Here is a 23,791-nt window from a genome sequence, read left to right on the forward strand (position 1 = left end):
GCCAACATCGATGTTGATTGAATGAGCGCTTTCGCGAGCAGGCTCGCTCCCACAATGACGGGGTGGTGTCAGTTACCGCTCATGTACATAAGTGCCCGGCGAAGCTTCACCCGCCGGGTACGCTTTGTTGCCCAGTTTCAGCGGGGCCTTTTTCAGGTTGCCCGAGCGCTCGGCCTGCCACGCCTGCCAGTACAGCCACCAGGAATCGGTGTGCTTGGTCGAGTTCTCTTGCCACTCATCGGCATTGGCGGCCATCTCCTCGCCGGTCATGTAGCGCGATTTCGGGTTGCCCGGCGGGTTCAGAATGCTCTGGATATGCCCGCTGCTCGACAACACGAATTCCACCTTGCCACCGAACAACTGCGCCGACTTGTAGCAGGACTTCCACGGCGTGATGTGGTCGTTGGTGCCGGCCAGCGAGAATATATCGGCGGTGACCTGCTTGAGGTCGATCGGCGTACCGCACACTTCCAGTGCATTGGGGCGAATCAGTGGGTTGTTTTTGAACATCTCGATCAGGTCGCCATGGAACGCGGCGGGTAGGCGGGTGGTGTCGTTGTTCCAGAACAGGATGTCGAACACCGGCGGCTCGTTGCCGAGCAGGTAGTTGTTGACCCAGTAGTTCCAGATCAGATCATTGGGGCGCATCCACGCGAAGACCTTGGCCATGTCTTTGCCTTCAAGCACGCCGGCCTGATACGAGTGGCGCTTGGCGGTCTCCAGGGTCTGCTCGTCGACGAACAGCGCGACGTCGCTGTCCAGCGTCGTGTCGAGCACGCTGACCAGCAGCGTCAGGGCATTGACCTTCTTCTCGCCGATCGCCGCGTAGTGGCCGAGCAGGGCGGTGCAGGTGATGCCGCCGGAGCAGGCGCCGAGCATGTTCACGTCTTTGCTGCCGGTGATCGCGGTGACCACATCGACCGCTTCTTTCAGCGCATCGATATATGTCGACAGGCCCCACTCACGCTGGGCCTTGGTCGGGTTGCGCCAGCTGACAATGAACGTCTGCACGTTATTGCGCAGGCAAAAGCGCGCCAGACTCTTGTCCGGGCTCAAATCGAATACGTAGAACTTGTTGATCTGCGGCGGCACCACCAGCAATGGACGCTCGTGGACTTGCTCGGTGATCGGCTTGTACTGGATCAGCTCCAGCACGTCGTTGCGAAACACCACCGCGCCGTCGGTGACGCCGAGGCTCTTGCCGACCTCGAACGCGCCCATGTTGACCTGACTCGGCATGCCGCCGTTGTGCACCAGATCCTTGGCCAGATGCGAGAGGCCGTCGAGCAGGCTTTTGCCGCCGGTTTCGAAGAAGCGTTTGACTGCTGCGGGGTTGGCCGCCGTGTTGGTCGGGGCCATGGCTTCAGTCATCAGGTTGATGACAAAGTGGCCGCGCGCGATGTCTTTGGGTGAGAGGCTGCTGTCATCGATCCAGGCATGGAGTTCCTTGCGCCACGCCAGGTAAGTTTGCAGATAACGTTTGTAGAGCGGGTTCTGGCTCCACGCAGGATCAGCGAAGCGACGGTCATCGCCTGCCGGTTGCAGTTCGGATTTGCCGAACAGCACGTTCTTCAGTTCGAGGCCGAAATGGGTGACGTGCCTGACGCTATGGATCGGTTGTTTGATGGCCTGTTTCAGCACCATACGAGCAGAGGCCAGCAGATCCTTTCCGCGTAGCCCAACGACGGGATTAAGCCCCAGGGTGTTTTCCGAGGCTTGGTACTTCAGGTCATCGTTATTCTTGTTACTCATCTACGACGCTCCATTGTCCTGAGACGAGTACCCGGTTTTCTGCTGTGCAGTTCCACAGCCAATGCCAGGTACTACTGCTCGGGTGACCGTTAATTCTGCATAGCTGCTTTACAGTCGTAGAGCACTGCAGGGAACTTGCCAGCTCCATTGGTTACCCGAGTTTAATTTTTTTCGCAAGCAGGCCGATCCTCGGCCACACAGCAGAGCATTCAAACAGATGAATTTAGAAAATGCCCTCTAATGAGCGCAAGGCTCGGACTAGAGCATCAGCTTGACGATCGACTCGCTCGGGTCGCGGGTTTTTCCGGCGGCTTTGAGCTCGGCCAGATAATCGGCCCAGAGTGCGTCATAACGTCGCCCCAGCTCGTAGAGATAATCCCAGGTGAACAAGCCACTGTCGTGACCATCGTCGAAGGTCAGTTTCAGTGCGTAGTGACCGGCCGGTTCCAGCTTGCTCAGACCGACGTTGATCTTGCCAAATTGCAGGATCGGTTTGCCGTGGCCCTGGACTTCAGCGGAGGGGGAGTGCACGCGCAGGAATTCGGCGGGCAGGGTGTATTCCTCGCCGGACGCGTAGGTGAGCGTCAGGGTCTTCGAGGCTTTGTGCAGTTTGATGTCGGTGGGGATTTGAGTCATGGGCTGGCGTCCGAAGTGTGGGCGACCCTTGAGCAAATGTGGGAGCGAGCTTGCTCGCGAAAGCGGTGTGTCAGACAACATTGATGTCGACTGACACGGCCTCTTCGCGAGCAAGCTCGCTCCCACAGGGTCCGCTACCGCTGTAAGTATGGCTTACAGGATATAACGGGACAGGTCTTCGTTCTGCGCCAATTCACCGAGGTGGCTGTTGACGTATTCGGCGTCGATCAGAATCGGCTTCTCATCGTGGGTGCTGGCCAGATCGCCGGCACTGAACGACACCTCTTCGAGCAGACGCTCAAGCAGCGTGTGCAGACGACGGGCACCGATGTTTTCGGTTTTCTCGTTGACCTGCCAGGCGATCTCCGCCAGACGCTTGATGCCTTCCGGCTGGAACTGGATATTCAGGCCTTCGGTTTTCAACAGCGCGCAATATTGCTCGGTCAGGGAGGCATGCGGTTCGCTGAGGATGCGTTCGAAGTCCGACGGGCTCAGGGCCTTGAGTTCAACGCGGATCGGCAGGCGACCTTGCAACTCAGGCACCAGATCGCTCGGCTTGCTCAGGTGGAACGCACCGGAGGCGATAAACAGGATGTGGTCAGTCTTGACCATGCCCAGTTTGGTGTTGACGGTGCAGCCTTCGATCAGCGGCAGCAGGTCGCGCTGTACGCCTTCACGGGACACATCAGCGCCACCGACGTTACCGCGCTTGGCGACTTTGTCGATTTCGTCGATGAACACGATGCCGTGCTGTTCAACGGCTTCCAGCGCCTTAGCCTTCAGCTCTTCTTCGTTAACCAGACGTCCGGCTTCTTCGTCGCGCACCAGCTTCAGCGCTTCTTTGACCTTGAGCTTGCGCGCTTTCTTTTTGCCCTTGCCCATGTTGGCGAACAGCGACTGCAACTGGTTGGTCATCTCTTCCATGCCGGGCGGCGTGGCGATCTCGATGCCGGCCACTTCGGCGACTTCGATCTCGATTTCCTTGTCATCCAGCTGACCTTCGCGCAGGCGCTTGCGGAACAGCTGACGGGTGTTGGAATCGGAGCTCGGCGCTTCTTCATTGCTGAAGCCCATGCGGGCCGGCGGCAGCAGTGCGTCGAGGATACGATCCTCGGCAGCGTCTTCGGCGCGGTGGCGAACGCGGGTCATTTCCTGCTCGCGGAGCATCTTGATCGCGGCGTCGGCCAGATCACGGATGATCGATTCGACGTCACGACCGACGTAGCCGACTTCGGTGAACTTGGTCGCTTCGACCTTGATGAACGGTGCGTTGGCCAGTTTCGCCAGACGACGGGCGATTTCGGTTTTACCGACACCGGTCGGGCCGATCATCAGGATGTTCTTCGGGGTCACTTCAACACGCAGCTCTTCAGGCAGCTGCATGCGGCGCCAGCGGTTGCGCAGGGCAATCGCGACGGCGCGCTTGGCATCGTCCTGGCCGATGATATGGCGGTTGAGTTCGTGGACGATTTCGCGGGGAGTCATGGACATAATAATTGACGGTCCTCAAGCAGAAACAAGCCGTGGCACAGGGCCGCGTCAGGCTTATTCAGCGAGATCCTGCTCCTCAATGGTCTGAGTGTGGTTGGTGAATACACAGATGTCGCCGGCGATACCGAGGGCGGTTTCGACGATTTCACGGGCCGACAGATCGGTCTTTTTCAGCAGGGCGCTGGCCGCGGCTTGCGCGTAGCCGCCGCCGGAACCCATGGCGATCAGGCCATCTTCGGGCTCGACCACATCACCGTTGCCGGTAATGATCAGCGAGGCGTCCTTGTTGGCGACCGCGAGCATGGCTTCGAGGCGGCTCAGGGAGCGGTCGGTGCGCCATTCTTTGGCGAGTTCGACAGCGGCGCGCACCAGGTGGCCCTGATGTTTTTCAAGCTGGCCTTCGAAACGTTCGAAGAGGGTAAAGGCGTCGGCGGTGGCACCGGCAAAACCGGCGATGACCTGGCCGTGGTACAGGCGACGAACTTTTTTCGCGTTGCCTTTCATCACGGTATTGCCGAGAGAAACCTGGCCGTCGCCGCCCATGACGACTTTGCCGTGACGGCGGACTGAAACGATGGTGGTCAAGGGAAGAGTCTCCACACAGCGGGGCGAAAGTGCCTTATGCCCATTCATATGGGGGTGCTGGAGAGGATTTCAACCGGGGAGGATGCGGAGGGACGAACGGCGGGGACTGATCAGGGATATGTGGTGTTGCAAACATTGCCTTCGCGAGCAGGCTCGCTCCCACAGGGACTGCGTTATTCCTGTGGGAGCGAGCTTGCTCGCGAAGAACGATGACGCGGTGGTTTGGCGAATCAGCGGCTCTGGCGTTGTTGTAACAACAGGTTGCTGAAGCCGGCGCCAGCCAGTTGTTTCTGTGCAGTAGTTAGTTGCTCACGGTTGCTGAACGGCCCGACCAATACGCGATACCAGGTTTCATCCTTCACCGTGCCGGACTCAACCGCCACCGCCTGACCGAGCAGAATGATCTGCGCGCGGACCTTGTCGGCATCCGTCTCCTTGCGGAACGAACCGGCCTGCAAGAAGAACTTGGTCACCGGCGCGGCTTTGCTCACTGGTGGCGCTGGCGGCGGGGTAATCCCGGCCAGCGCGGCCTGCGCGCGCGCGGTGTCGATCTTCGCCGCTTCCGCCGGAGTAACTGGCGTGGTCGGGATGGCCGGCACTTGTGGCGTCGGCAACGTCTTCTCCGGCACCGCGTCTGGCGGCACGATCACTTCCGATTCCGGCAGCAGGGTGTAGAAGTCGTACTTCGGCTTCACCGGTTGCGTCGGGCTCGGCGGGGTCTTGTTGGCCTCGGCGATCTTCGACGCTTTCTGCTGTTGCGCCTGTTCGACTTTCTCGCGCTTGACCGTGTCGCTGCCCTTGCCCGGCTCCAGCTTCATCAGAAACACGATGAACGCGCCGACCGTGAGGCCGATGGCCATCCACAGCCAACCCGGAATCGGTTGCTTCGCAGGAGCTTGGTAACGGCTGGCGCCACGCTTGGGTGCAGGTTTTTTCTTGGCAGCCAACTTACATACGCTCCAGAGTTTCCAGACCCAACAGCTCCAGGCCTTGCTTGAGGGTGCGACCGGTCAGCGCGGCCAGACGCAGACGGCTCTGCATCTGGGCCGGGGTTTCGGCAGCGAGGATCGGGCAGTTCTCGTAGAAGCTGGAGAACAGACCGGCAACGTCGTACAGATAAGTGCAGAGAATGTGCGGCGTGCCTTTGTCGGACACGTTGTTCAGCACTTCACCGAACTGCGCCAGTTTCGCCGCCAGCTCAAGTTCGTGCTCGGCTTCGAGAACGATCTGACCGTCGACTTCGCTGAAATCCTTGCCCAGCTTTCGGAACACACCGGCCACGCGGGTGTAGGCGTAAAGCAGGTACGGCGCGGTGTTGCCTTCGAAATTCAGCATCAGGTCGAAGTTGAAGCTGTAGTCGCTGGTGCGGTGCTTCGACAGGTCGGCGTATTTCACCGCGCCGATGCCGACGACTTTGGCGATGTTGCGCAGCTCGTCTTCGGCCAGTTGCGGGTTCTTCTCTTTCACCAGGTTGTAGGCGCGTTCCTGCGCTTCGGTGAGCAGGTCGATCAGCTTCACGGTGCCGCCGTCACGGGTCTTGAACGGACGGCCATCGGCGCCGTTCATGGTGCCGAAGCCCATGTGCTCCATTTCCATCGGATGGGTGACGAAACCGGCCTTGCGCGCCACGGCGAACACTTGCTGGAAGTGCAGGGCTTGACGCTGGTCGACGAAGTACAACGCGCGGTCGGCTTTCAGCTTGCCACTGCGGTAGCGCACGGCTGCCAGGTCAGTGGTGGCATAGAGATAGCCGCCGTCAGCCTTGACGATGATCACTGGCAGCGGATCGCCGTCGGCGTTCTTGAACTCGTCGAGGAACACACACTGGGCGCCGTTGCTTTCGACCAGCATGCCGGCGGCTTTCAGATCGTTGACCACGTTGATCAGGTCGTCGTTGTAGGCGCTTTCACCCATCACGTCGGCCATGGTCAGCTTGACGTTGAGCAGTTCGTAGATCTTCTGGCAGTGCGACAGCGAGATGTCCTTGAACCGGGTCCACAGCGCCAGGCACTCGGCATCGCCGGCCTGCAACTTGACCACCAGGCCACGGGCGCGGTCGGCGAATTCTGCGGATTCGTCGAAACGCTGCTTGGCGGCGCGGTAGAAGTTTTCCAGGTCCGACAGCTCATCGCTGGTGATCGGGTTTTCCTGCAGATACGCCATCAGCATGCCGAACTGGGTGCCCCAGTCGCCCACGTGGTTCTGACGGATCACTTCGTCGCCGAGGAATTCCAGTACGCGCGCCACGCCGTCGCCGATGATGGTCGAGCGCAAGTGGCCGACGTGCATCTCTTTGGCCAGGTTCGGTGCCGACAGGTCGACCACGGTGCGCTGCGCCGGGCCAGCCTTGCGCACGCCAATGTGAGCATCAGCCAGTGCGGCATCGAGGCGGTTGGCCAAGGCCTGGGTGTTCTGGAAGAAATTGATGAAGCCCGGGCCGGCGATTTCGGCCTTGGTGACGTTCTCGTCGGCAGGCAGTGCGGCAATGATTTTTTCCGCCAGATCGCGCGGCTTCATGCCCGCAGGCTTGGCCAGCATCATGGCGATGTTGCTGGCGAAGTCGCCGTGGGTCTTGTCACGGGCGTTCTCCACCTGGATCGCCGGCGACAGGCCTTCAGGCAACACACCTTCGTTGACGAGTTGGGTGAGGGCTTGTTGGATCAGCTGGCGAATGGTGTCTTTCATGGTCTTCTCTTTCGACCGCAAGCGCGGCGGGCGCATCGATGCGCGGGTGGAAAAACTGGGCATTATCCGTTGCGAAGACGGGCTTGCCAACCTTAGCAGGCAGCTTATGGATATGTGGTGACATTCAGATCAAAAGATCGCCGCCTGCGGCGGCTCCTACAAGGGGATAGGCGTTTTCCTGCAAGAGTTGCCGCAGGCGGCGATCTTTTGATCTTCAATACAAATCGACGGGATCGACATCCAGCGACCAGCGCACCGCCCGCCCGCTTGGCATCTGCTCCAGCACCAGCAACCAACTGGCCAGCAACCGATGCAGCGGCGCCCGTGCTGTCGCCTGCAACAGCAGCTGCGCGCGATAACGCCCGGCGCGGCGTTCCATCGGTGCTGGCACTGGCCCGAGCAATTCGATCCCGCTCAGGTTCTGCTCAGCCAGCAAACGCTCGGCTTCGCTACACGCCTCATCGAGAAAACCTTCCGCTTGCCCGGGCTTGTGCGCTTCAGCACGCAACAGCGCCAGATGCGCAAACGGCGGCAACCCGGCGGCGCGGCGCTCGCTCAAGGCCTGTTCGGCAAAGGCGAAATAGCCCTGTTCGGTGAGTTGCACCAATAAAGGATGGTCAGCGAGGTGTGTCTGGATAATCACCTTGCCCGGTTCCTCCGCTCGCCCGGCACGACCTGCGACCTGCACGATCAACTGCGCCATGCGCTCGCTGGCGCGGAAGTCGCCGGAGAACAGACCGCCGTCAGCATCCAGAATCGACACCAGCGTCACCCTTGGAAAATGGTGACCCTTGGCCAACATCTGCGTGCCGACCAGAATGCACGGCTGGCCCTTCTGAATCGTTGCGAACAACTGATTCATCGCGTCCTTGCGCGAGGTACTGTCGCGGTCGACGCGCAGTACCGGGTAGTCGGGAAACAGAATCGCCAGACGTTCCTCGGCGCGCTCAGTACCCGCGCCGACCGGTCGCAGATCGACCTTGTTGCACTTCGGACATTGGCGCGGCGTGCGCTCGACGTAGCCACAGTGGTGGCAGCGCAGTTCGCCGTAACGCTGGTGCACGGTCATCCGCGCATCGCAGCGCGAACACTCGGACATCCAGCCGCAGTCGTGGCAGAGCAACGTCGGTGCGAAGCCGCGCCGGTTGAGGAACACCAGCACCTGTTGGCCATTGGCGAGGGTCTGGCCGATGGCTTGTTGCATCGGCCCGGAAATACCGCTGTCCAGTGGACGGCTTTTCACATCCAGCCGCAGGAAGCGTGGCTGCTTGGCACCGCCAGCACGTTCATTCAGGCGTAGGAGGCCGTAACGGCCGGTGTAGGCGTTGTGCAGGCTTTCCAGTGATGGCGTCGCGGAACCGAGAACGATCGGGATGTTTTCCTGCCGTGCACGCACCAGCGCCAGATCACGGGCGTGGTAGCGCAAACCTTCCTGCTGTTTATAAGAGCCGTCGTGCTCTTCATCGATGATGATCAGTCCGGGATTCTTCATCGGCGTAAACAGCGCCGAGCGGGTGCCGATAATAATGTCGGCCTCGCCATCACGTGCGGCGAGCCAGGCTTCGAGGCGCTCGCGATCATTGACCGCCGAGTGCAGCAGGGCGATGCGCGCATTGAAGCGCTGCTCGAAACGCGCCAGGGTCTGCGGGCCGAGGTTGATCTCCGGGATCAGCACCAGCGCCTGTTTGCCGGCTTCGAGGGTTTCGCGGATCAGTTGCAAATAGACTTCGGTCTTGCCACTGCCGGTGACCCCGGCCAGCAGGAACGCGTGATAACTGTCGAAGCCGGCGCGGATCGCCTCGTAGGCGGCGCGCTGTTCGGCGTTCAGCGGCAATTCCGGCTGCGCCAGCCAATGCTCATGGCGCACGCCGGGTGCATGCCGGCGGATTTCCACTTGCACCAGATTTTTCGCCAGCAGCAGATCAAGGCTGTCCTTGCTCAGCATCAGTTTGCTCAGCAACTGATGGGCGACGCCGTGCGGGTGTTGAGCGAGGGTGGCGAGTGCTTCCCGCTGGCGCGGGGCGCGGGCGATGCGCGGATCATCAAGGCTGGCGCCCGGGACGATCGACCAGAAACGTTCCTGTCGCGCCTCTGCCAGCTCGCCTTGGCGCAACAGGACTGGCAGCGCCCAGCTCAGGGTGTCGCCGAGGCTGTGCTGATAATACTGCGACGTCCACAGGCACAGCTTGAACAGCGCCGGTGGCAGTGGCGCTGTGGCGTCGAGCAGGGCCAGCGCTGGTTTCAGTTTCTCCACCGGCACTTCGCTGGTGTCCGTGACCTCGACCAGAATCCCGATCATCTCGCGTCGACCGAACGGCACTCGCAGGCGCATGCCCGGCTGCAATTGCTCACGCAGCACGCCGGCCGGCGCTCGATAGTCGAACAGGCGGCGCAAGGGTGAAGGCAGGGCTAGGCGCAGAATGGCGTCGGGCACGCGGGGGGATCTCTATAAACGCAAAATAAGGGACGAGTGCAGATCAATTGTGGGAGCGAGCTTGCTCGCGAAGGCGGTGTATCAGGCGCTTAAGGATTGACTGACACAACGCATTCGCGAGCAGGCTCGCTCCCACTGGGAATCGCGTATTGGGCCGGGAGCCTAGCAGACGGTCGGTCTCGGTGACAGCTTGCGTGTTTGAAAAGGTCTGGTAGAATCCGCGGCCTAATTACGTGCGGTATTCAACAATAGTGTTGGGTGGCGGCACGCTAGCTGAGGAAGACACCATGAAAGCTGATATCCACCCGAATTACCCAGTCATCGCTGTTACCTGCAGCTGTGGCAACAAGTTCGAAACCCGTTCGACTTTCGGCAAAGCTCTGCCAATCGACGTTTGCAACGAATGCCACCCGTTCTACACCGGTAAGCAGAAGACTCTGGACACTGGCGGCCGCGTTCAGCGCTTCGCAGACCGTTTCGGTGCTTTCGGCAAGAAACCTGCTGCTGCAGAGTAAGGTTGAAGGGCCCGGTGGGCTTTTCCTCGTTGCTGAAAAAGGCGTCCCTCGCGGGCGCCTTTTTTGTGTCTGCGATTTGGCTATCCGGCGCTCAGGCCTTTTGCCCGGCGCCTGCGGGGCTGACCAGCGTCACCGTGCAGCGCGTGGTCGATGGCGACACGCTGCGCCTGAGCGACGGTCGCAGCGTGCGGATGATCGGCCTCAACACGCCTGAGCTGGGCAGGCAGGGCCGCAGCGACGAACCCTTCGCCGTGGCGGCACGCAAACGCCTGCAAGCGCTGGTCGATGCCAGCGGCGGACGTGTCGGTTTGCGCCCCGGCAAGCAAGCCAAAGACCATTACGGGCGTACGCTCGCGCATATTTACAGCACCAGCGGCGCCAATCTCGAAGCGCAAATGCTCGCCGATGGCCTCGGTTTCCAGGTCGCGGTTGCGCCGAATGTCGATCTTGTTGCCTGCCAGCAAGCCGCCGAACGTAGTGCGCGAAAGGCCGGGCTGGGCCTCTGGCGGCAATCACCTGTACTGAAAGCGGAGCAGATCCAGCGCTCGGGTTTTGCCGTGATCAGTGGGCGTGTGAGCAAGGTTCAGCGCAATCGAGGCGGAATCTGGATCGAGTTGCAGGACTCGCTTGTATTGCGCGTTGCACCCAATCTGGTCGGACAATTTGACAATGCCCGGTTGCAGGCATTGAAAGGCAAGCAGATCGAGGCTCGTGGCTGGATCGTTGATCGTTCCCGGCGCGGTGGATTGCAATCCGGCCAGTCGCGCTGGCTGCTTCCGTTGACGGATCCTTCGATGTTGCAAACGCTGCGCTGAAGAAAAATTGTAGACATTTTTTCTATCGATTGTGAACAGTCCAGCCCTTGTGCGCCGTGGCTCTTGGCCCAAAGTCGTAGGGCAGGGCGCTTGACAGGGGTGACCGCTCAGTCTTGTGGGGACTTTGCGAGGCGCGTATCCTCGCTGACCAGTCTGTCCAACAGTAAAAAGCGGAATGCCAAAATGTCTGATCTGAAAACTGCCGCTCTCGAATATCATGCCAATCCTCGTCCAGGGAAGCTGAGTGTCGAGCTCACCAAGGCCACTGCTACCGCTCGCGACTTGTCGCTGGCCTACAGCCCCGGCGTAGCTGAACCAGTGCGTGAGATCGCTCGCGATCCTGAACTGGCCTACAAATACACCGGCAAGGGCAACCTGGTTGCAGTCATTTCCGATGGCACCGCGATTCTCGGTCTGGGCAACCTCGGCCCATTGGCTTCCAAGCCAGTGATGGAAGGTAAAGGCGTACTGTTCAAGCGCTTCGCCGGCATCGACGTTTTCGACATCGAAGTCGACTCCGAAAGCCCGCAAGCCTTTATCGATACCGTAAAACGCATCTCCATCACATTCGGTGGTATCAACCTGGAAGACATCAAGGCGCCAGAGTGCTTTGAGATCGAACGTGCTCTGATTGAGCAGTGCGACATTCCGGTGTTCCACGATGACCAGCACGGCACCGCGATCGTGACCGCTGCGGGCATGATCAACGCCCTGGAAATCGCTGGCAAAACCCTGCCAGAAGCGAAAATCGTCTGCCTGGGCGCCGGTGCTGCCGCCATCTCCTGCATGAAACTGCTGGTGAGCATGGGCGCACGCATCGAAAACATCTTCATGGTTGACCGTACCGGTGTGATCCATTCCGGCCGTGACGACCTGAACCAGTACAAAGCGGTATTCGCTCACGCCACCGAGAAGCGCAGCCTGGCTGACGCACTGGCAGGCGCTGACGTGTTCGTCGGTCTGTCCGGCCCGAACCTGCTGAGCGCAGAAGGCCTGCTGTCGATGGCGGCCAACCCGATCGTGTTCGCCTGCTCGAACCCGGATCCGGAAATCTCCCCGGAGCTGGCGCACGCTACCCGTAGCGACGTGATCATGGCCACCGGCCGTTCGGACTACCCGAACCAGGTCAACAACGTGCTGGGCTTCCCGTTCATCTTCCGTGGTGCTCTGGACGTTCGCGCCAAGCGCATCAACGAAGAAATGAAAGTGGCTGCCGCCAACGCCCTGCGTGAACTGGCCAAGCTGCCTGTCCCTCAGGACGTGTGCGATGCCTACGGTGGTGCGCCGCTGGAATTCGGCCGTGAGTACATCATTCCGAAGCCAATGGACAAGCGCCTGATCACCCTGATCTCCGACGCTGTGGCCAAGGCCGCGATCGAGACTGGTGTGGCGACGCTACCGTATCCGAAGAACTACCCGCTGAAAAGCGTGGATGACGTGTTCAACGGCTAAGCCGTTGTAGCGCTTCAAACGAAAGCCCCGGCTCGTGAGAGTCGGGGCTTTTTATTGCCTGAAGATCAAGAACCCCCTCACCCTAGCCCCTCTCCCAGGGGGAGAGGGGACTGATTGGGGGATGTTCGGGAGTTACGCCGACTTGAACGTATTGTTTTGAATCCATAATCGACACAGCTCTCTCAGGTCGATGTAGAGCGCTAGACAACTCGGTCAGTCCCCTCTCCCTCCGGGAGAGGGCTAGGGTGAGGGGCTCTAGATCTTCAGCCATAAAAAAGCCCCGCACATCTCACGAAGGCGGGGCTTTTTGCTGCTTCAGGATTAGAACAGATCGATCGGCGCCTGCTCATCCGCTGGCAGCGGGCTGCCCGGTACGGCGCCATTACCCAGTTCATTCACCGACGGCGGCGTGTCTTCAGACTTGAACAGCTCGAAATACGCGCCTGGCGTGCTCGGCGTCGCCGCTCGGCCACTGACCGGGTCCACGCGCAGGCTCAGCAAACCTTCCGGCTCAGGCTGCACGTGCGGCGGTTTGTCCTTCAGTGCAGCCGACATGTAGTTCATCCAGATCGGCAGCGCCACAGTACCGCCGAACTCGCGACGACCGAGGCTTTCCGGCTGGTCAAAGCCAGTCCACACGGTGGTCACGTAATCGGCGTTGTAACCAGAGAACCACGCGTCTTTCGATTCGTTGGTGGTACCGGTTTTACCGGCGATATCGCTGCGGCCCATGGCCAACGCGCGACGGCCGGTGCCGAGCTTGATCACGTCCTGCAACATGCTGTTGAGGATGTAGGTGGTGCGGCCATCGACAATTCGCTCGGCCACTGCCGGTGTTTGCGGCACGGCCGCGCTGCCCGGCACTTCGCCCGCAACCGGTGTGGCGTTGACCGTAAACGAATCGGTGTGCGGCGCCGCGATACCGTCCGTCGCCGAACCGCCCTGAGGCACGGTTGGCGGGTTGGCGACGAACAGCGTGTCGCCATTACGGCTTTCGATCTTGTCGATGATGTACGGGGTGATCTTGTAACCGCCGTTGGCGAACGTACTCCAACCGGTCGCAATTTCCATCGGCGTCAGCGTTGCAGTACCCAGCGCCAGCGACAGGTTGGGCGGCAGATCCTGCTTGTTGAAGCCGAAACGGGTGATGTAGTCGATGGTCTTGCCTACGCCCATCGCCTGCAGCAAGCGGATCGACACCAGGTTACGCGACTTGTACAGCGCCTCACGCAGGCGGATCGGGCCGAGGAAGGTGTTGGTGTCGTTCTTCGGGCGCCAGACCTTGTCCAGATATTCGTCGACAAACACGATCGGCGCATCGTTGACCAGCGTGGCAGCGGTGTAGCCGCTATCCAGCGCGGCGCTGTAGACGAACGGCTTGAAGCTCGAGCCCGGCTGACGCTTGGCCTGCATCGCACGGTTGTAGTTGCTCTGTTCGAAGGCGAAACCGCCGACCAGCGAGCGAATCGCGCCGTTCTGCGGATCCAGCGACACCAGCGCACCTTGCGCCTGCGGGATCTGGCTGAACTTCAGTGAATTGTCTTTCTGACGCTGCACGCGAACCAGATCACCGACCGCCGCGACATCCGACGGCTGGCGCGGATTGGCACCCATGCTGTTGGTGTTGAGGAACGGTCGTGCCCATTTCATGGTGTCCCAGGCGACGTGTTCTTCGCCGGTGCGGGTCAGCACTTGCAGGCCGTTCTTATCGACCTGGGTGACGATGGCCGGCTCAAGGCTGCTGATGGTGCGCTGCTTGGTCAGTTCGTTGGCCCAGGCCTCACGGGTCTTGCCCGGCAGACGCGATTCGGGGCCACGGTAGCCGTGACGCTGGTCGTAGGTCATCAAACCTTCGTGCAGCGCGGTGTTGGCCATTTCCTGCAGGTTGCTCGGCACCGTGGTGGTGACGCGGAAACCTTCGGTGTAAGCGTCGCTGCCATAACGGCCGACCATCTCGGCACGGGCCATTTCAGCGATATACGGTGCATTCACTTCCGGGGTCGGCACGTGATAGCTGGCGTTCAGCGGTTCGTTGATCGCAGCGGTGTAGTCCGCTTCGCTGATCTTGCCAAGCTTGTACATGCGCCCGAGGATCCAGTCGCGGCGTTCTTTGCTGCGCGCCGGGTTGGCTAGCGGGTTGAAACGCGACGGGGCTTTCGGCAGGCCGGCGATCATCGCCATCTGCGCCAGGCTGACATCACGGATCGACTTGCCGTAATACACCTGCGCCGCCGCTTCGATGCCATAGGCGCGGTTGCCCAGATAGATCTTGTTCACGTACAGCTCAAGGATTTCATCCTTGGTCAGCTGTCGCTCGATCTGCAGGGCCAGAAGAATTTCGGTGGTTTTGCGCGAGAAGCTGCGTTCGCTGGTCAGGAAGAAGTTCTTCGCTACCTGCATGGTGATGGTGCTGCCGCCGGACTGAATGTGTCCGCTTTTGACCAGTTGGGTCGCGGCGCGCATCAGGCTGCTCGGATCGACGCCATAGTGGTTGGCGAAATTGTCGTCTTCAGCACTTAGTAACGCATTAATGAAATTGGGGGGAATGTCGGCGAAACGGATCGGTGTGCGGCGCATTTCGCCAAATTCGGCGATCAACTTGTTGTCGCTGGAGTAGACCCGCAGCGGAATCTGCAACTGAATGCTTCGCAGAGCCTCCACAGACGGCAAACCCGGACTAAGGTAAAGAAACGCGCCGCTGAGACCTAAAAGCAGTCCGCAGAAAACGGCGACGATGGACCAACCGAAAAATTTCAGCAGACGAATCAAGGCTTTTGGACATCCAGTGCAAAGAATGAATTTGGCGACGGGGCTCCGGCTACACACAGAACCATCCGCGCTTGCAGTAAAAAGCGGAAAAAAACGCTGGGCATTATAAGCACTTTTCTGCTGGGGGCGTCATTTGCGCTTCTGTCAAGACGGGGTGAAGGAACGCAATGCGTATTACAGAGTCCGTAACTCACGGAAAGTCATAGGGAATTGGTAGTGCTGGGACTCTTCAATAAAAAGGCCAATACGTTACTGGGGATCGACATCAGTTCCACGTCAGTGAAGCTGCTGGAACTGAGCCGTCAGGGTGATCGCTACCGGGTCGAGGCGTATGCGGTAGAGCCATTGCCAGTCAACGCCGTGGTCGAAAAGAACATCGCCGAACTTGAAGGCGTCGGTCAGGCCCTGAGCCGTTTACTGGTCAAGGCGCGCACCGGGCTCAAGAGCGTGGCAGTCGCAGTGGCCGGTTCCGCCGTGATCACCAAGATCATCGAGATGGACGCCGGGCTGTCCGACGACGAGCTGGAAAACCAGCTCAAGATCGAGGCCGATCAGTACATTCCCTACCCGCTGGACGAGGTCGCCATCGATTTCGAAGTCCAGTGGCGTGTCACCGCGCAACCCTGAGCGGGTCAACGTGTTGCTCGCTGCCTGTCGCAAGGAAAACGTCGAAGTCCGCGAAGCGGCGCTGGCTCTGGCCGGGCTGACCGCACGGGTAGTCGACGTCGAAGCCTATGCGCTGGAGCGCTCGTTCGGCTTGCTGGCCACGCAACTGGCGGCGTCTCAGGAGCGTCTGACTGTCGCTGTGGTCGACATCGGCGCGACCATGACCACGCTCAGCGTCCTGTACAATGGCAAGATCATCTATACCCGCGAGCAATTGTTCGGCGGCCGGCAACTGACCGAGGAAATCCAGCGCCGCTATGGCCTGACCCTCGAACAAGCGGGGCTGGCGAAAAAACAGGGTGGCCTGCCCGATGATTACATCAGCGAGGTCTTGCAACCGTTTCGCGAGGCGCTGGTGCAGCAAGTGTCGCGCTCGCTGCAGTTCTTCTTCGCCTCCGGGCAATACAACGCGGTCGATCACATTCTGCTGGCCGGCGGCACGGCTTCAGTGCCCGGACTGGATCGGCTGATCGAGCAGCGCCTGAGCACACCGACACAAGTAGCCAACCCGTTTGCCAACATGGCCCTGAGCAGCAAAGTCAACGCCGGGGCTTTGGCCAGCGACGCGCCGGCGCTGATGATCGCCTGCGGGCTCGCGCTCAGGAGTTTCGACTGATGGCGCGGATCAACCTCCTACCCTGGCGCGAGGAACGTCGCGAAGAGCGGCACAAGCGCTTTCTGCTGGCCTTGATCGGCGTGTTGGCCGGCTCGGTCGGTGCGGTGCTCATCGCCGATCAGATCATCAGTGCGGCGATTGAGCAGCAAGTGGCGCGCAACGACTACATCGGCAAGCAGATCGCCGTGGTCGACGAACGGATCAAGCAGATCAGTGAACTCAAGGCGCGTCGTCAGCAACTGGTCGAGCGCATGCGCATCATCCAGGACTTGCAGGGCAACCGGCAGATCAGTGGGCGAATCTTCGATCAACTGGCGCGCACGCTGCCGGACGGTGTGTATTTCACCGACGTGAAGATGGTTGGCAAAACCCTGTCGATCAGCGGTGCAGCCGAATCGAACAACCGGGTCTCCGAGTTGATGCGCAATCTGGATGCTTCCGACTGGTTCGACGCGCCCAGTCTCAACGAGGTGAAGGCGACGACGGCGGGCCAGGTGGATCAGGCCAACACGTTTGAGTTGACCGTACGGCAGACCCAGCCCCGCACCGTGGAGGACGAGCAATGAAGCCGTCCGAATGGCTGGAAAGTCTGCGCGACATCGATTTCAACGACCTCGATACCAGCAACATCGGCTCATGGCCGGCAGCAGTGAAAGCCATCGCCGGGGCGCTGTTGATGGTGTTGGTCCTGGCGCTCGGTTATAGCTTTTTCATCAGTGACCTGGAAAACCAACTCGAAGCCAAGCGCGAGGAAGAAGCCACGCTCAAGGAGCAGTTCGCCAGCAAGGCGCGTCTTTCAGCCAACCTTGAGCTGTACACCCAACAAATGAAGGAGATGGAAAACACCTTTGGCGTGCTGTTGCGCCAATTGCCCAGTGACACCGAAGTGCCGGGCCTGCTCGAAGACATTACCCGCACGGGGCTGGGCAGCGGCCTGGAGTTCGAAGAGATCAAACTGCTGCCGGAGGTCACCCAGCAGTTTTACATCGAGCTGCCGATCCAGATCACCGTCACCGGTGCCTATCACGACCTTGCGACCTTCGTCAGTGGCGTGGCCGGGTTGCCACGCATTGTCACCTTGCACGATTTCGAACTCGCGCCTGCCGATAAAGAGGGCGGGCCGAAGCTGCGCATGAGCATCCTTGCCAAGACCTACCGGTATAACGACAAGGGGCTGCAGAAATGAGCCCGACTCGTTACATCGCGTTGTCGATGACGCTGCTCGCGTTGAACGGTTGTGGTGGCAGCAATGACTTCAGCGATCTTGATGCCTACCTGAATGAAGTACGCCTGCGCCCGGCAGGCAAGATTGAACCAACCCCGACATTCCGGTCTTACCCAACATTCACTTACAGCGCGGCCAACCTGCGCAGTCCGTTCTCGCGCCAGGTGCGGGTTGATCTGGCCGGGCAGAAACATGGCTCACGCAACGTCAAGCCCGATCCCAATCGGGTCAAGCAATACCTCGAAGGTTTCAACATCGAGCAGTTCGAGATGGTCGGCACGATTGCCAATGCTTCCGGCTCCTTTGCGTTGCTGCGCGGCGCTGGCGGCGTGCATCGTTTGAAGGTCGGCGATTACCTGGGGCGCAATGACGGTCGCATCGTCGCCATCAGCGCTACCCAGGTCGATGTCGTCGAAATCGTCCCCGACGGCGAAGGCGCCTGGCTGGAGCGTCCGCGCACCATTCCTTTGAAAGAGCACTCATAGTGGAAGTCGAACAATGAACAGGATTTTCTCCACCCTCGGTTTTTCGCTATGGATAGCGCTGATGTCACCGATGGTACTCGCGGCCAATCTGAAGATGCTGGACGTGGCGGCGTTGCCGGGTGATCGCGTCGAGCTGAAGTTGTCGTTCGACGGCCCGCCACCACAACCCAAGGGCTACACCACCGAATCGCCGGCGCGGATTGCCCTGGACCTGCCCGGTGTCGCCAGTCAGTTGGCCAGCAAGAACCTCGATCTGGGCAGTGGCAATGCGCGCACCGCCACTGTGGTTGAGGCCAAGGAACGCACGCGGCTGATTGTCAGCCTGACGCAATTGGCGCCGTACACCACGCGGGTTCAGGGCAATAACCTGTTCGTGGTGGTCGGTCAGGGCGCACCGGCCACCGCGCCGCGTCCCGCTGCCGCTGCACCTCGTGCTACCGCTAAAGCTGCTGCGTCCGCCAAGGCTTTTGTGCCGAAAAGCCGGGCGATTCGCGGTGTGGACTTCCAGCGTGGTACGGCGGGGGAAGGCAATGTGGTCATCGACCTGTCCGATCCGACCATCGCTCCGGATATCCAGGAGCATGACGGCAAGATCATCCTCACCTTCGCGCGCACGCAGTTGCCGGACAAGTTGCGGGTACGCCTCGACGTCAAGGATTTCGCCACCCCGGTGCAGTTCGTCAATGCCGGAGTAACCGCTGATCGGACAGTTATTACGGTTGAACCCAGTGGCACCTACGAGTACTCCACCTTCCAGACTGACAACAAACTGACCGTCAGCATCCGCCCGATGACCGTCGATGACCTGCAAAAACGCAACGCTGACCGTCAGGCGTACGTCGGCGAAAAGCTCTCGCTGAACTTCCAGGACATTGATGTGCGCTCGGTGCTGCAACTGATCGCCGACTTCACCAACCTCAATCTGGTTGCCAGCGACACGGTGCAGGGTGGCATCACCTTGCGCCTGCAAAATGTGCCGTGGGATCAGGCCCTGGATCTGGTGTTGAAAACCAAGGGCCTGGATAAGCGCAAGATCGGCAATGTGCTGCTGGTGGCGCCGGCCGATGAAATCGCTGCCCGCGAGCGTCAGGAACTGGAGTCGCAGAAGCAGATCGCCGAACTGGCGCCGTTGCGCCGCGAGCTGCTACAGGTGAACTACGCCAAAGCCGCGGACATCGCCAAGCTGTTCCAGTCGGTGACCAGCGCTGAGGCGAAAATCGACGAGCGCGGTTCGATTACCGTCGACGAGCGCACCAACAATATCATTGCCTATCAGACTCAGGATCGCCTCGACGAACTGCGGCGGATCGTGGCGCAACTGGATATTCCGGTGCGTCAGGTGATGATCGAAGCGCGGATTGTCGAGGCCAACGTCGATTACGACAAAAGTCTGGGCGTGCGCTGGGGCGGCTCGATCCAGAACAAGGGCAACTGGAACGCTTCCGGGGTCAACGGTTCATCGACCACCATTGGTACGCCGGGCAGTACCAGCACCAATTCGCCGTTCGTCGACATGGGCACTGTGGGTAATACATCGGGGATCGGCATTGCCTTCATTACCGACAATGTACTGCTTGATCTTGAGCTGACTGCCATGGAGAAGACCGGCAACGGCGAAATCGTCTCGCAGCCGAAGGTTGTCACCTCCGACAAGGAAACCGCAAAAATCCTCAAAGGCACCGAGATTCCGTATCAGGAAGCCAGCTCCAGCGGCGCGACGTCGGTGTCGTTCAAGGAGGCCTCGCTGTCGCTGGAAGTCACCCCGCAGATCACCCCGGACAACCGCATCATCATGGAGGTCAAGGTCACCAAGGACGAACCGGATTACCTGAACAAAGTGCAGGATGTGCCGCCGATCAAGAAAAACGAGGTCAACGCCAAGGTACTAGTCAATGACGGCGAAACCATCGTGATTGGCGGTGTTTTCTCAAATACTCAAAGCAAGGTCGTAGATAAGGTGCCATTTCTTGGCGATGTGCCGTATCTTGGCCGCCTTTTCCGGCGTGATGTGGTATCGGAGAAAAAATCCGAGCTGCTGGTATTTCTCACACCACGTATCATGAATAACCAGGCGATTGCTGTGAGTCGTTGATTCTGTGCGAAATTTGATTCTTGTAGGACCGATGGGTGCTGGCAAAAGCACCATCGGCCGGTTACTGGCCAAAGAGCTGCGCCTGCCGTTCAAAGATTCCGACAAGGAAATTGAATTGCGCACGGGCGCCAATATCCCGTGGATCTTCGACAAGGAAGGCGAACCCGGCTTTCGTGACCGTGAGCAGGCGATGATCGCTGAGCTGTGCGCGTTCGATGGTGTGGTGTTGGCGACCGGCGGTGGCGCAGTCATGCGCGATGCCAATCGCAAGGCCCTGCATGAGGGTGGGCGAGTGGTGTATCTGCACGCCTCTGTGGAGCAGCAGGTCGGCCGCACGTCGCGCGATCGCAACCGGCCGTTGCTGCGTACTGCCAATCCGGAAAAAACCCTGCGTGACCTGCTGGCGATCCGCGATCCGCTTTATCGGGAAATTGCCGATCTGGTGGTGGAAACCGACGAGCGGCCGCCACGTATGGTGGTGCTCGACATTCTCGATCGTCTGGCGCAGCTTCCTCCCCGTTAAAGCAGCGCTCGAAATGCGCTATCCTCGGCGTCCTGTCACAGTCCGCCGAGGTTGTGGCGGATGGCGTGCAAGCGGCGTCATACCCGCTATAGGCCGCAGATAACCAATAATTCAGGGCAGGACGCCTGCTTCCATCTTCACTGTGGGGACACATGCAGACACTCAAGGTCGATCTAGGCGAGCGCAGCTACCCGATTCATATTGGCGAAGGTTTGTTGGATCAGCCCGAGCTGCTGGCTCCGCATATCCATGGGCGGCAGGTGGCAATCATCTCCAACGAGACCGTTGCGCCGCTCTATCTTGAACGTCTGACCCGCAGCCTGGCGCAGTTCTCGGTGATCTCCGTGGTGTTGCCGGACGGCGAAGCCTTCAAGAACTGGGAAACCCTGCAACTGATCTTCGACGGTCTGCTGACCGCCCGTCATGATCGCCGTACCACCGTGATCGCCCTCGGCGGCGGTGTGATCGGCGACATGGCCGGTTTTGCCGCAGCGTGTTACCAGCGCGGTGTCGACTTCATCCAGATTCCGACGACATTGCTGTCCCAGGTCGATTCTTCGGTGGGCGGCAAGACCGGTATCAACCATCCACTAGGCAAGAACATGGTCGGCGCGTTCTACCAGCCGAACGTGGTGCTGATCGATACGGCGTCCCTGAAAACCCTGCCAGAGCGCGAGCTGTCTGCCGGTCTGGCCGAAGTCATCAAGTACGGGCTGATCTGCGACGAGCCATTCCTGACCTGGCTCGAAGAAAACGTCGATGCCCTGCGCGCGCTGGACCAGAAAGCCCTGACTTACGCGATCGAGCGCTCTTGCGCGGCCAAGGCTGCGGTGGTTGGCGCCGATGAGAAAGAAACCGGCGTACGTGCCACGCTCAACCTCGGCCACACTTTCGGCCACGCCATCGAGACCCACATGGGCTATGGTGTCTGGTTGCACGGGGAAGCGGTCGCGGCTGGCACCGTGATGGCGCTGGAGATGTCCGCGCGTCTGGGCTGGATCAGTGACGAGGAGCGTGATCGCGGTATTCGTCTGTTCCAGCGCGCCGGCTTGCCAGTGGTGCCGCCGACTGAAATGACCGAAGCCGATTTTCTTCAACACATGGCAATCGACAAAAAAGTGATCGACGGTCGTCTGCGCCTGGTGCTGCTGCGCCGGATGGGCGAAGCGGTAGTGACCGACGATTATCCGAAAGAGGTTCTACAGGCCACGCTGGGAGCGGATTACCGCGCCCTGGCTCAGCTTAAAGGTTGAAAAGATTCCAATGACTAGTTTGCATGCCGACGAGGCGTTCCTCGGCCATTTCCAGTTAAGTCACGACCCGTTCGCGCCACGCGTGCCGGGCTTCAAGTTCTTCCCGGCTCAGCGCAAACCGGTGCTGGGTCAACTGCATCATCTGGCGCGTTACAGCCAGTTGCTGCTGGTGGTCACCGGCCCGCAAGGCAGTGGCAAGACCTTGCTGCGTCAGGCGCTGGTCGCCAGCACCAACAAACAGTCGGTGCAGAGCGTCGTGGTTTCCGCCCGCGGTGCCGGTGATGCCGCTGGCGTGCTGCGCCAGGTGGCGCAGGCGCTGAACGTCGCTCAGGCCGAAGTTGGTGCGATTCTCGATCAAGTGGTGCAACTCGCACTGACCGGCCAGGAAGTCTATCTGTTGGTGGACGACGCTGAGCAACTCGACGAGTCCGCTCTCGAAGCACTGATGGCGCTGGGTGCCGGCGCACCCGAAGGTCGCCCGCATGTGTTCCTGTTCGGTGAATCGTCGCTGATCGCTCAGCTCGAGGCTTTGCACCTTGAGGAAGAGCGTTTCCACGTCATCGAGTTGCAGCCGTACACCGAAGAAGAGACCCGCGAATATCTCGACCAACGGCTCGAAGGTGCCGGCCGGGGTGTCGAACTTTTCAGCGCAGATCAGATCTCTGATATTCACGAAAGTGCCGAGGGTTGGCCGGGCAACATCAACCAGGTCGCTCGCGATGCTCTGATCGAAGTCATGATTGCCAGCCGCTCTGCGGTCAAGCGTCCAAGTATGGGGTTCAACATGCCGAAGAAACACGTATTGGCGATTTCCGCCGTCGTTGTGGTCGCGGTCGCCGCCGCCTGGTTGATGCCGGGTCGCAACAAGGCGCCAACCACCGGCGCTCCTGCCAATGAACAGGCACAGTTGCCTTTGGGGCAGGGTGCCAATGGCGGCGCACCGAACGTCGAGTTCGCCGGCAATACGCAACCGATGCCGTTGCCGCTGGTCGGTAACTCGCAACCGGTCATGCGCGGCCCGTTGGCCGAGGCGGCTGGCGGTATAACCGAAGGCGACGATGGCGTGCCGCTGGAAGGTTCCAGTGCGACTCCGCCGACCGTGACCACTTCCGCGCCACCGGCGGGCGTTCCTGCCGGTCCCGCGCCGACACCGGTTCCGTTGCCGGCCGCCAAACCGACTCCTGCTCCTACTCAGGTTGCCACCGCCAAGCCTGCTCCGGCCGCGCCAGTCGCCAAACCGGCCCCAGCGCCGGCCAAGCCAGTCGCCGCTGCAAAACCGGCCGAGAAGCCGGTGACCGTTGCCAAAGCCGCCGGTGGCAGCTGGTATGCCGGTCAGCCGACCGGCAACTACGTGGTGCAGATCCTCGGCACCAGCTCTGAAGCGGCAGCGCAAAACTTCGTCAAAGAGCAGGGCGGTGAGTACCGTTATTTCAAGAAAGTCCTCAACGGCAAACCGCTTTACGTGATCACCTACGGCAACTTCGCCAATCGTGATGCAGCCGTTTCTGCCATCAAGGCCTTGCCAGCGAAGGTTCAGGCTGGTAAACCTTGGCCTCGCACTGTCGCCAGCGTCCAACAGGAACTGGCAACAACTCGCTGAAGATTCGGCGGCCTTACCCAGGCCGCCTCTCCAAGCACCTCAAAATTTCTACGAGTGCGCGCCGCCTTCTCAGGTCGCGTGCCTTGTGGTGTCTGCGTCACAGTAGTCTTTGAGTCGTTGCGGTCAAAATTAAAAAAGTTTTGACTAGCACAGCAGATCGCTTTAAACCTTTCACAAATGCGACATGAATTTGCGAC

19 protein-coding genes and 1 pseudogene are annotated in these 23,791 nt (G+C 60.2%); 12 read left to right on the plus strand and 8 right to left on the minus strand.

Features of this window, described 5'->3' with window-relative positions:
• Positions 1-72: 72 nt before the first annotated feature.
• From phaC to argS, 6 genes are all read right to left on the minus strand, one after another.
• On the minus strand, positions 73-1,752 hold the full coding sequence (gene phaC / locus AB4O11_RS10510; RefSeq protein WP_099757773.1) for a class II poly(R)-hydroxyalkanoic acid synthase: 1,680 nt from the start codon (positions 1,750-1,752) through the stop codon (positions 73-75).
• 258 nt (positions 1,753-2,010) lie between these two features.
• Positions 2,011-2,388: a gamma-butyrobetaine hydroxylase family protein gene (locus AB4O11_RS10515; RefSeq protein ID WP_093430072.1), complete on the minus strand. Its 378-nt coding sequence runs from the start codon at positions 2,386-2,388 to the stop codon at positions 2,011-2,013.
• A 153-nt stretch (positions 2,389-2,541) separates the two neighbouring features.
• Positions 2,542-3,879, minus strand: a complete 1,338-nt coding sequence (gene hslU, locus AB4O11_RS10520; protein ID WP_064388878.1) for an ATP-dependent protease ATPase subunit HslU — start codon at positions 3,877-3,879, stop codon at positions 2,542-2,544.
• A 54-nt stretch (positions 3,880-3,933) separates the two neighbouring features.
• Complete coding sequence (gene hslV, locus AB4O11_RS10525) at positions 3,934-4,464, minus strand: ATP-dependent protease subunit HslV (protein WP_016984593.1); 531 nt, start codon at positions 4,462-4,464, stop codon at positions 3,934-3,936.
• Between the two features lie 230 nt (positions 4,465-4,694).
• Positions 4,695-5,411: an SPOR domain-containing protein gene (locus AB4O11_RS10530; protein WP_007909385.1), complete on the minus strand. Its 717-nt coding sequence runs from the start codon at positions 5,409-5,411 to the stop codon at positions 4,695-4,697.
• A 1-nt stretch (position 5,412) separates the two neighbouring features.
• Positions 5,413-7,149 carry an arginine--tRNA ligase gene (gene argS / locus AB4O11_RS10535; protein ID WP_093430073.1) on the minus strand — a complete coding sequence of 579 codons (1,737 nt, stop codon included), beginning with the start codon at positions 7,147-7,149 and terminating at the stop codon, positions 5,413-5,415.
• Here argS and AB4O11_RS10540 point away from each other — a divergent pair.
• Positions 7,148-7,270: a hypothetical protein gene (locus tag AB4O11_RS10540; protein ID WP_256579857.1), complete on the plus strand. Its 123-nt coding sequence runs from the start codon at positions 7,148-7,150 to the stop codon at positions 7,268-7,270. The genes argS and AB4O11_RS10540 overlap by 2 nt on opposite strands.
• A gap of 93 nt (positions 7,271-7,363) precedes the next feature.
• On the opposite strand, the gene AB4O11_RS10545 is transcribed toward AB4O11_RS10540, so the two are convergent.
• A complete protein-coding gene (locus AB4O11_RS10545) occupies positions 7,364-9,583 on the minus strand; it encodes a primosomal protein N' (protein WP_093430074.1) in 2,220 nt (739 codons plus the stop codon).
• Between the two features lie 287 nt (positions 9,584-9,870).
• Here AB4O11_RS10545 and rpmE point away from each other — a divergent pair, with 287 nt between their 5' ends.
• The 3 genes from rpmE (at position 9,871) to AB4O11_RS10560 (ending at position 12,365) form a co-directional block, all read left to right on the plus strand.
• A complete protein-coding gene (gene rpmE, locus AB4O11_RS10550) occupies positions 9,871-10,098 on the plus strand; it encodes a 50S ribosomal protein L31 (RefSeq protein WP_016984589.1) in 228 nt (75 codons plus the stop codon).
• A gap of 14 nt (positions 10,099-10,112) precedes the next feature.
• Positions 10,113-10,913: a thermonuclease family protein gene (locus tag AB4O11_RS10555; protein ID WP_460089578.1), complete on the plus strand. Its 801-nt coding sequence runs from the start codon at positions 10,113-10,115 to the stop codon at positions 10,911-10,913.
• Between the two features lie 183 nt (positions 10,914-11,096).
• Complete coding sequence (locus tag AB4O11_RS10560; protein WP_090280412.1) at positions 11,097-12,365, plus strand: malic enzyme-like NAD(P)-binding protein; 1,269 nt, start codon at positions 11,097-11,099, stop codon at positions 12,363-12,365.
• Positions 12,366-12,686: 321 nt separating this feature from the next.
• Here AB4O11_RS10560 and AB4O11_RS10565 read toward each other — a convergent pair whose 3' ends face one another.
• On the minus strand, positions 12,687-15,131 hold the full coding sequence (locus AB4O11_RS10565; protein WP_371748300.1) for a penicillin-binding protein 1A: 2,445 nt from the start codon (positions 15,129-15,131) through the stop codon (positions 12,687-12,689).
• A gap of 219 nt (positions 15,132-15,350) precedes the next feature.
• Between AB4O11_RS10565 and AB4O11_RS10570 the strand changes: the two are divergent.
• From AB4O11_RS10570 to AB4O11_RS10605, 8 genes and pseudogenes are all read left to right on the plus strand, one after another.
• Positions 15,351-16,416: pseudogene (locus AB4O11_RS10570) on the plus strand (pilus assembly protein PilM).
• A complete protein-coding gene (locus tag AB4O11_RS10575) occupies positions 16,416-16,982 on the plus strand; it encodes a PilN domain-containing protein (RefSeq protein ID WP_460130604.1) in 567 nt (188 codons plus the stop codon). The pseudogene AB4O11_RS10570 and the gene AB4O11_RS10575 overlap by 1 nt, the downstream one beginning before the upstream one ends.
• Positions 16,979-17,602 carry a type 4a pilus biogenesis protein PilO gene (gene pilO / locus AB4O11_RS10580; RefSeq protein ID WP_460130605.1) on the plus strand — a complete coding sequence of 208 codons (624 nt, stop codon included), beginning with the start codon at positions 16,979-16,981 and terminating at the stop codon, positions 17,600-17,602. Before AB4O11_RS10575 ends, pilO begins: the two co-directional genes overlap by 4 nt.
• Complete coding sequence (locus AB4O11_RS10585) at positions 17,599-18,126, plus strand: pilus assembly protein PilP (protein ID WP_095047207.1); 528 nt, start codon at positions 17,599-17,601, stop codon at positions 18,124-18,126. The genes pilO and AB4O11_RS10585 overlap by 4 nt, the downstream gene beginning before the upstream one ends.
• 13 nt (positions 18,127-18,139) lie before the next feature.
• Positions 18,140-20,218 carry a type IV pilus secretin PilQ gene (gene pilQ / locus AB4O11_RS10590; protein ID WP_460130606.1) on the plus strand — a complete coding sequence of 693 codons (2,079 nt, stop codon included), beginning with the start codon at positions 18,140-18,142 and terminating at the stop codon, positions 20,216-20,218.
• Positions 20,219-20,222: 4 nt separating this feature from the next.
• Positions 20,223-20,741, plus strand: coding sequence for a shikimate kinase AroK (aroK, locus tag AB4O11_RS10595; RefSeq protein ID WP_011332081.1), 519 nt, complete (start codon positions 20,223-20,225; stop codon positions 20,739-20,741).
• Positions 20,742-20,893: 152 nt separating this feature from the next.
• Positions 20,894-21,994, plus strand: a complete 1,101-nt coding sequence (aroB, locus tag AB4O11_RS10600; RefSeq protein ID WP_093430081.1) for a 3-dehydroquinate synthase — start codon at positions 20,894-20,896, stop codon at positions 21,992-21,994.
• Positions 21,995-22,004: 10 nt separating this feature from the next.
• Complete coding sequence (locus AB4O11_RS10605; RefSeq protein ID WP_186621287.1) at positions 22,005-23,594, plus strand: AAA family ATPase; 1,590 nt, start codon at positions 22,005-22,007, stop codon at positions 23,592-23,594.
• Positions 23,595-23,791: the final 197 nt, after the last annotated feature.

Source organism: Pseudomonas sp. H1_D05 (genome assembly GCF_054682705.1).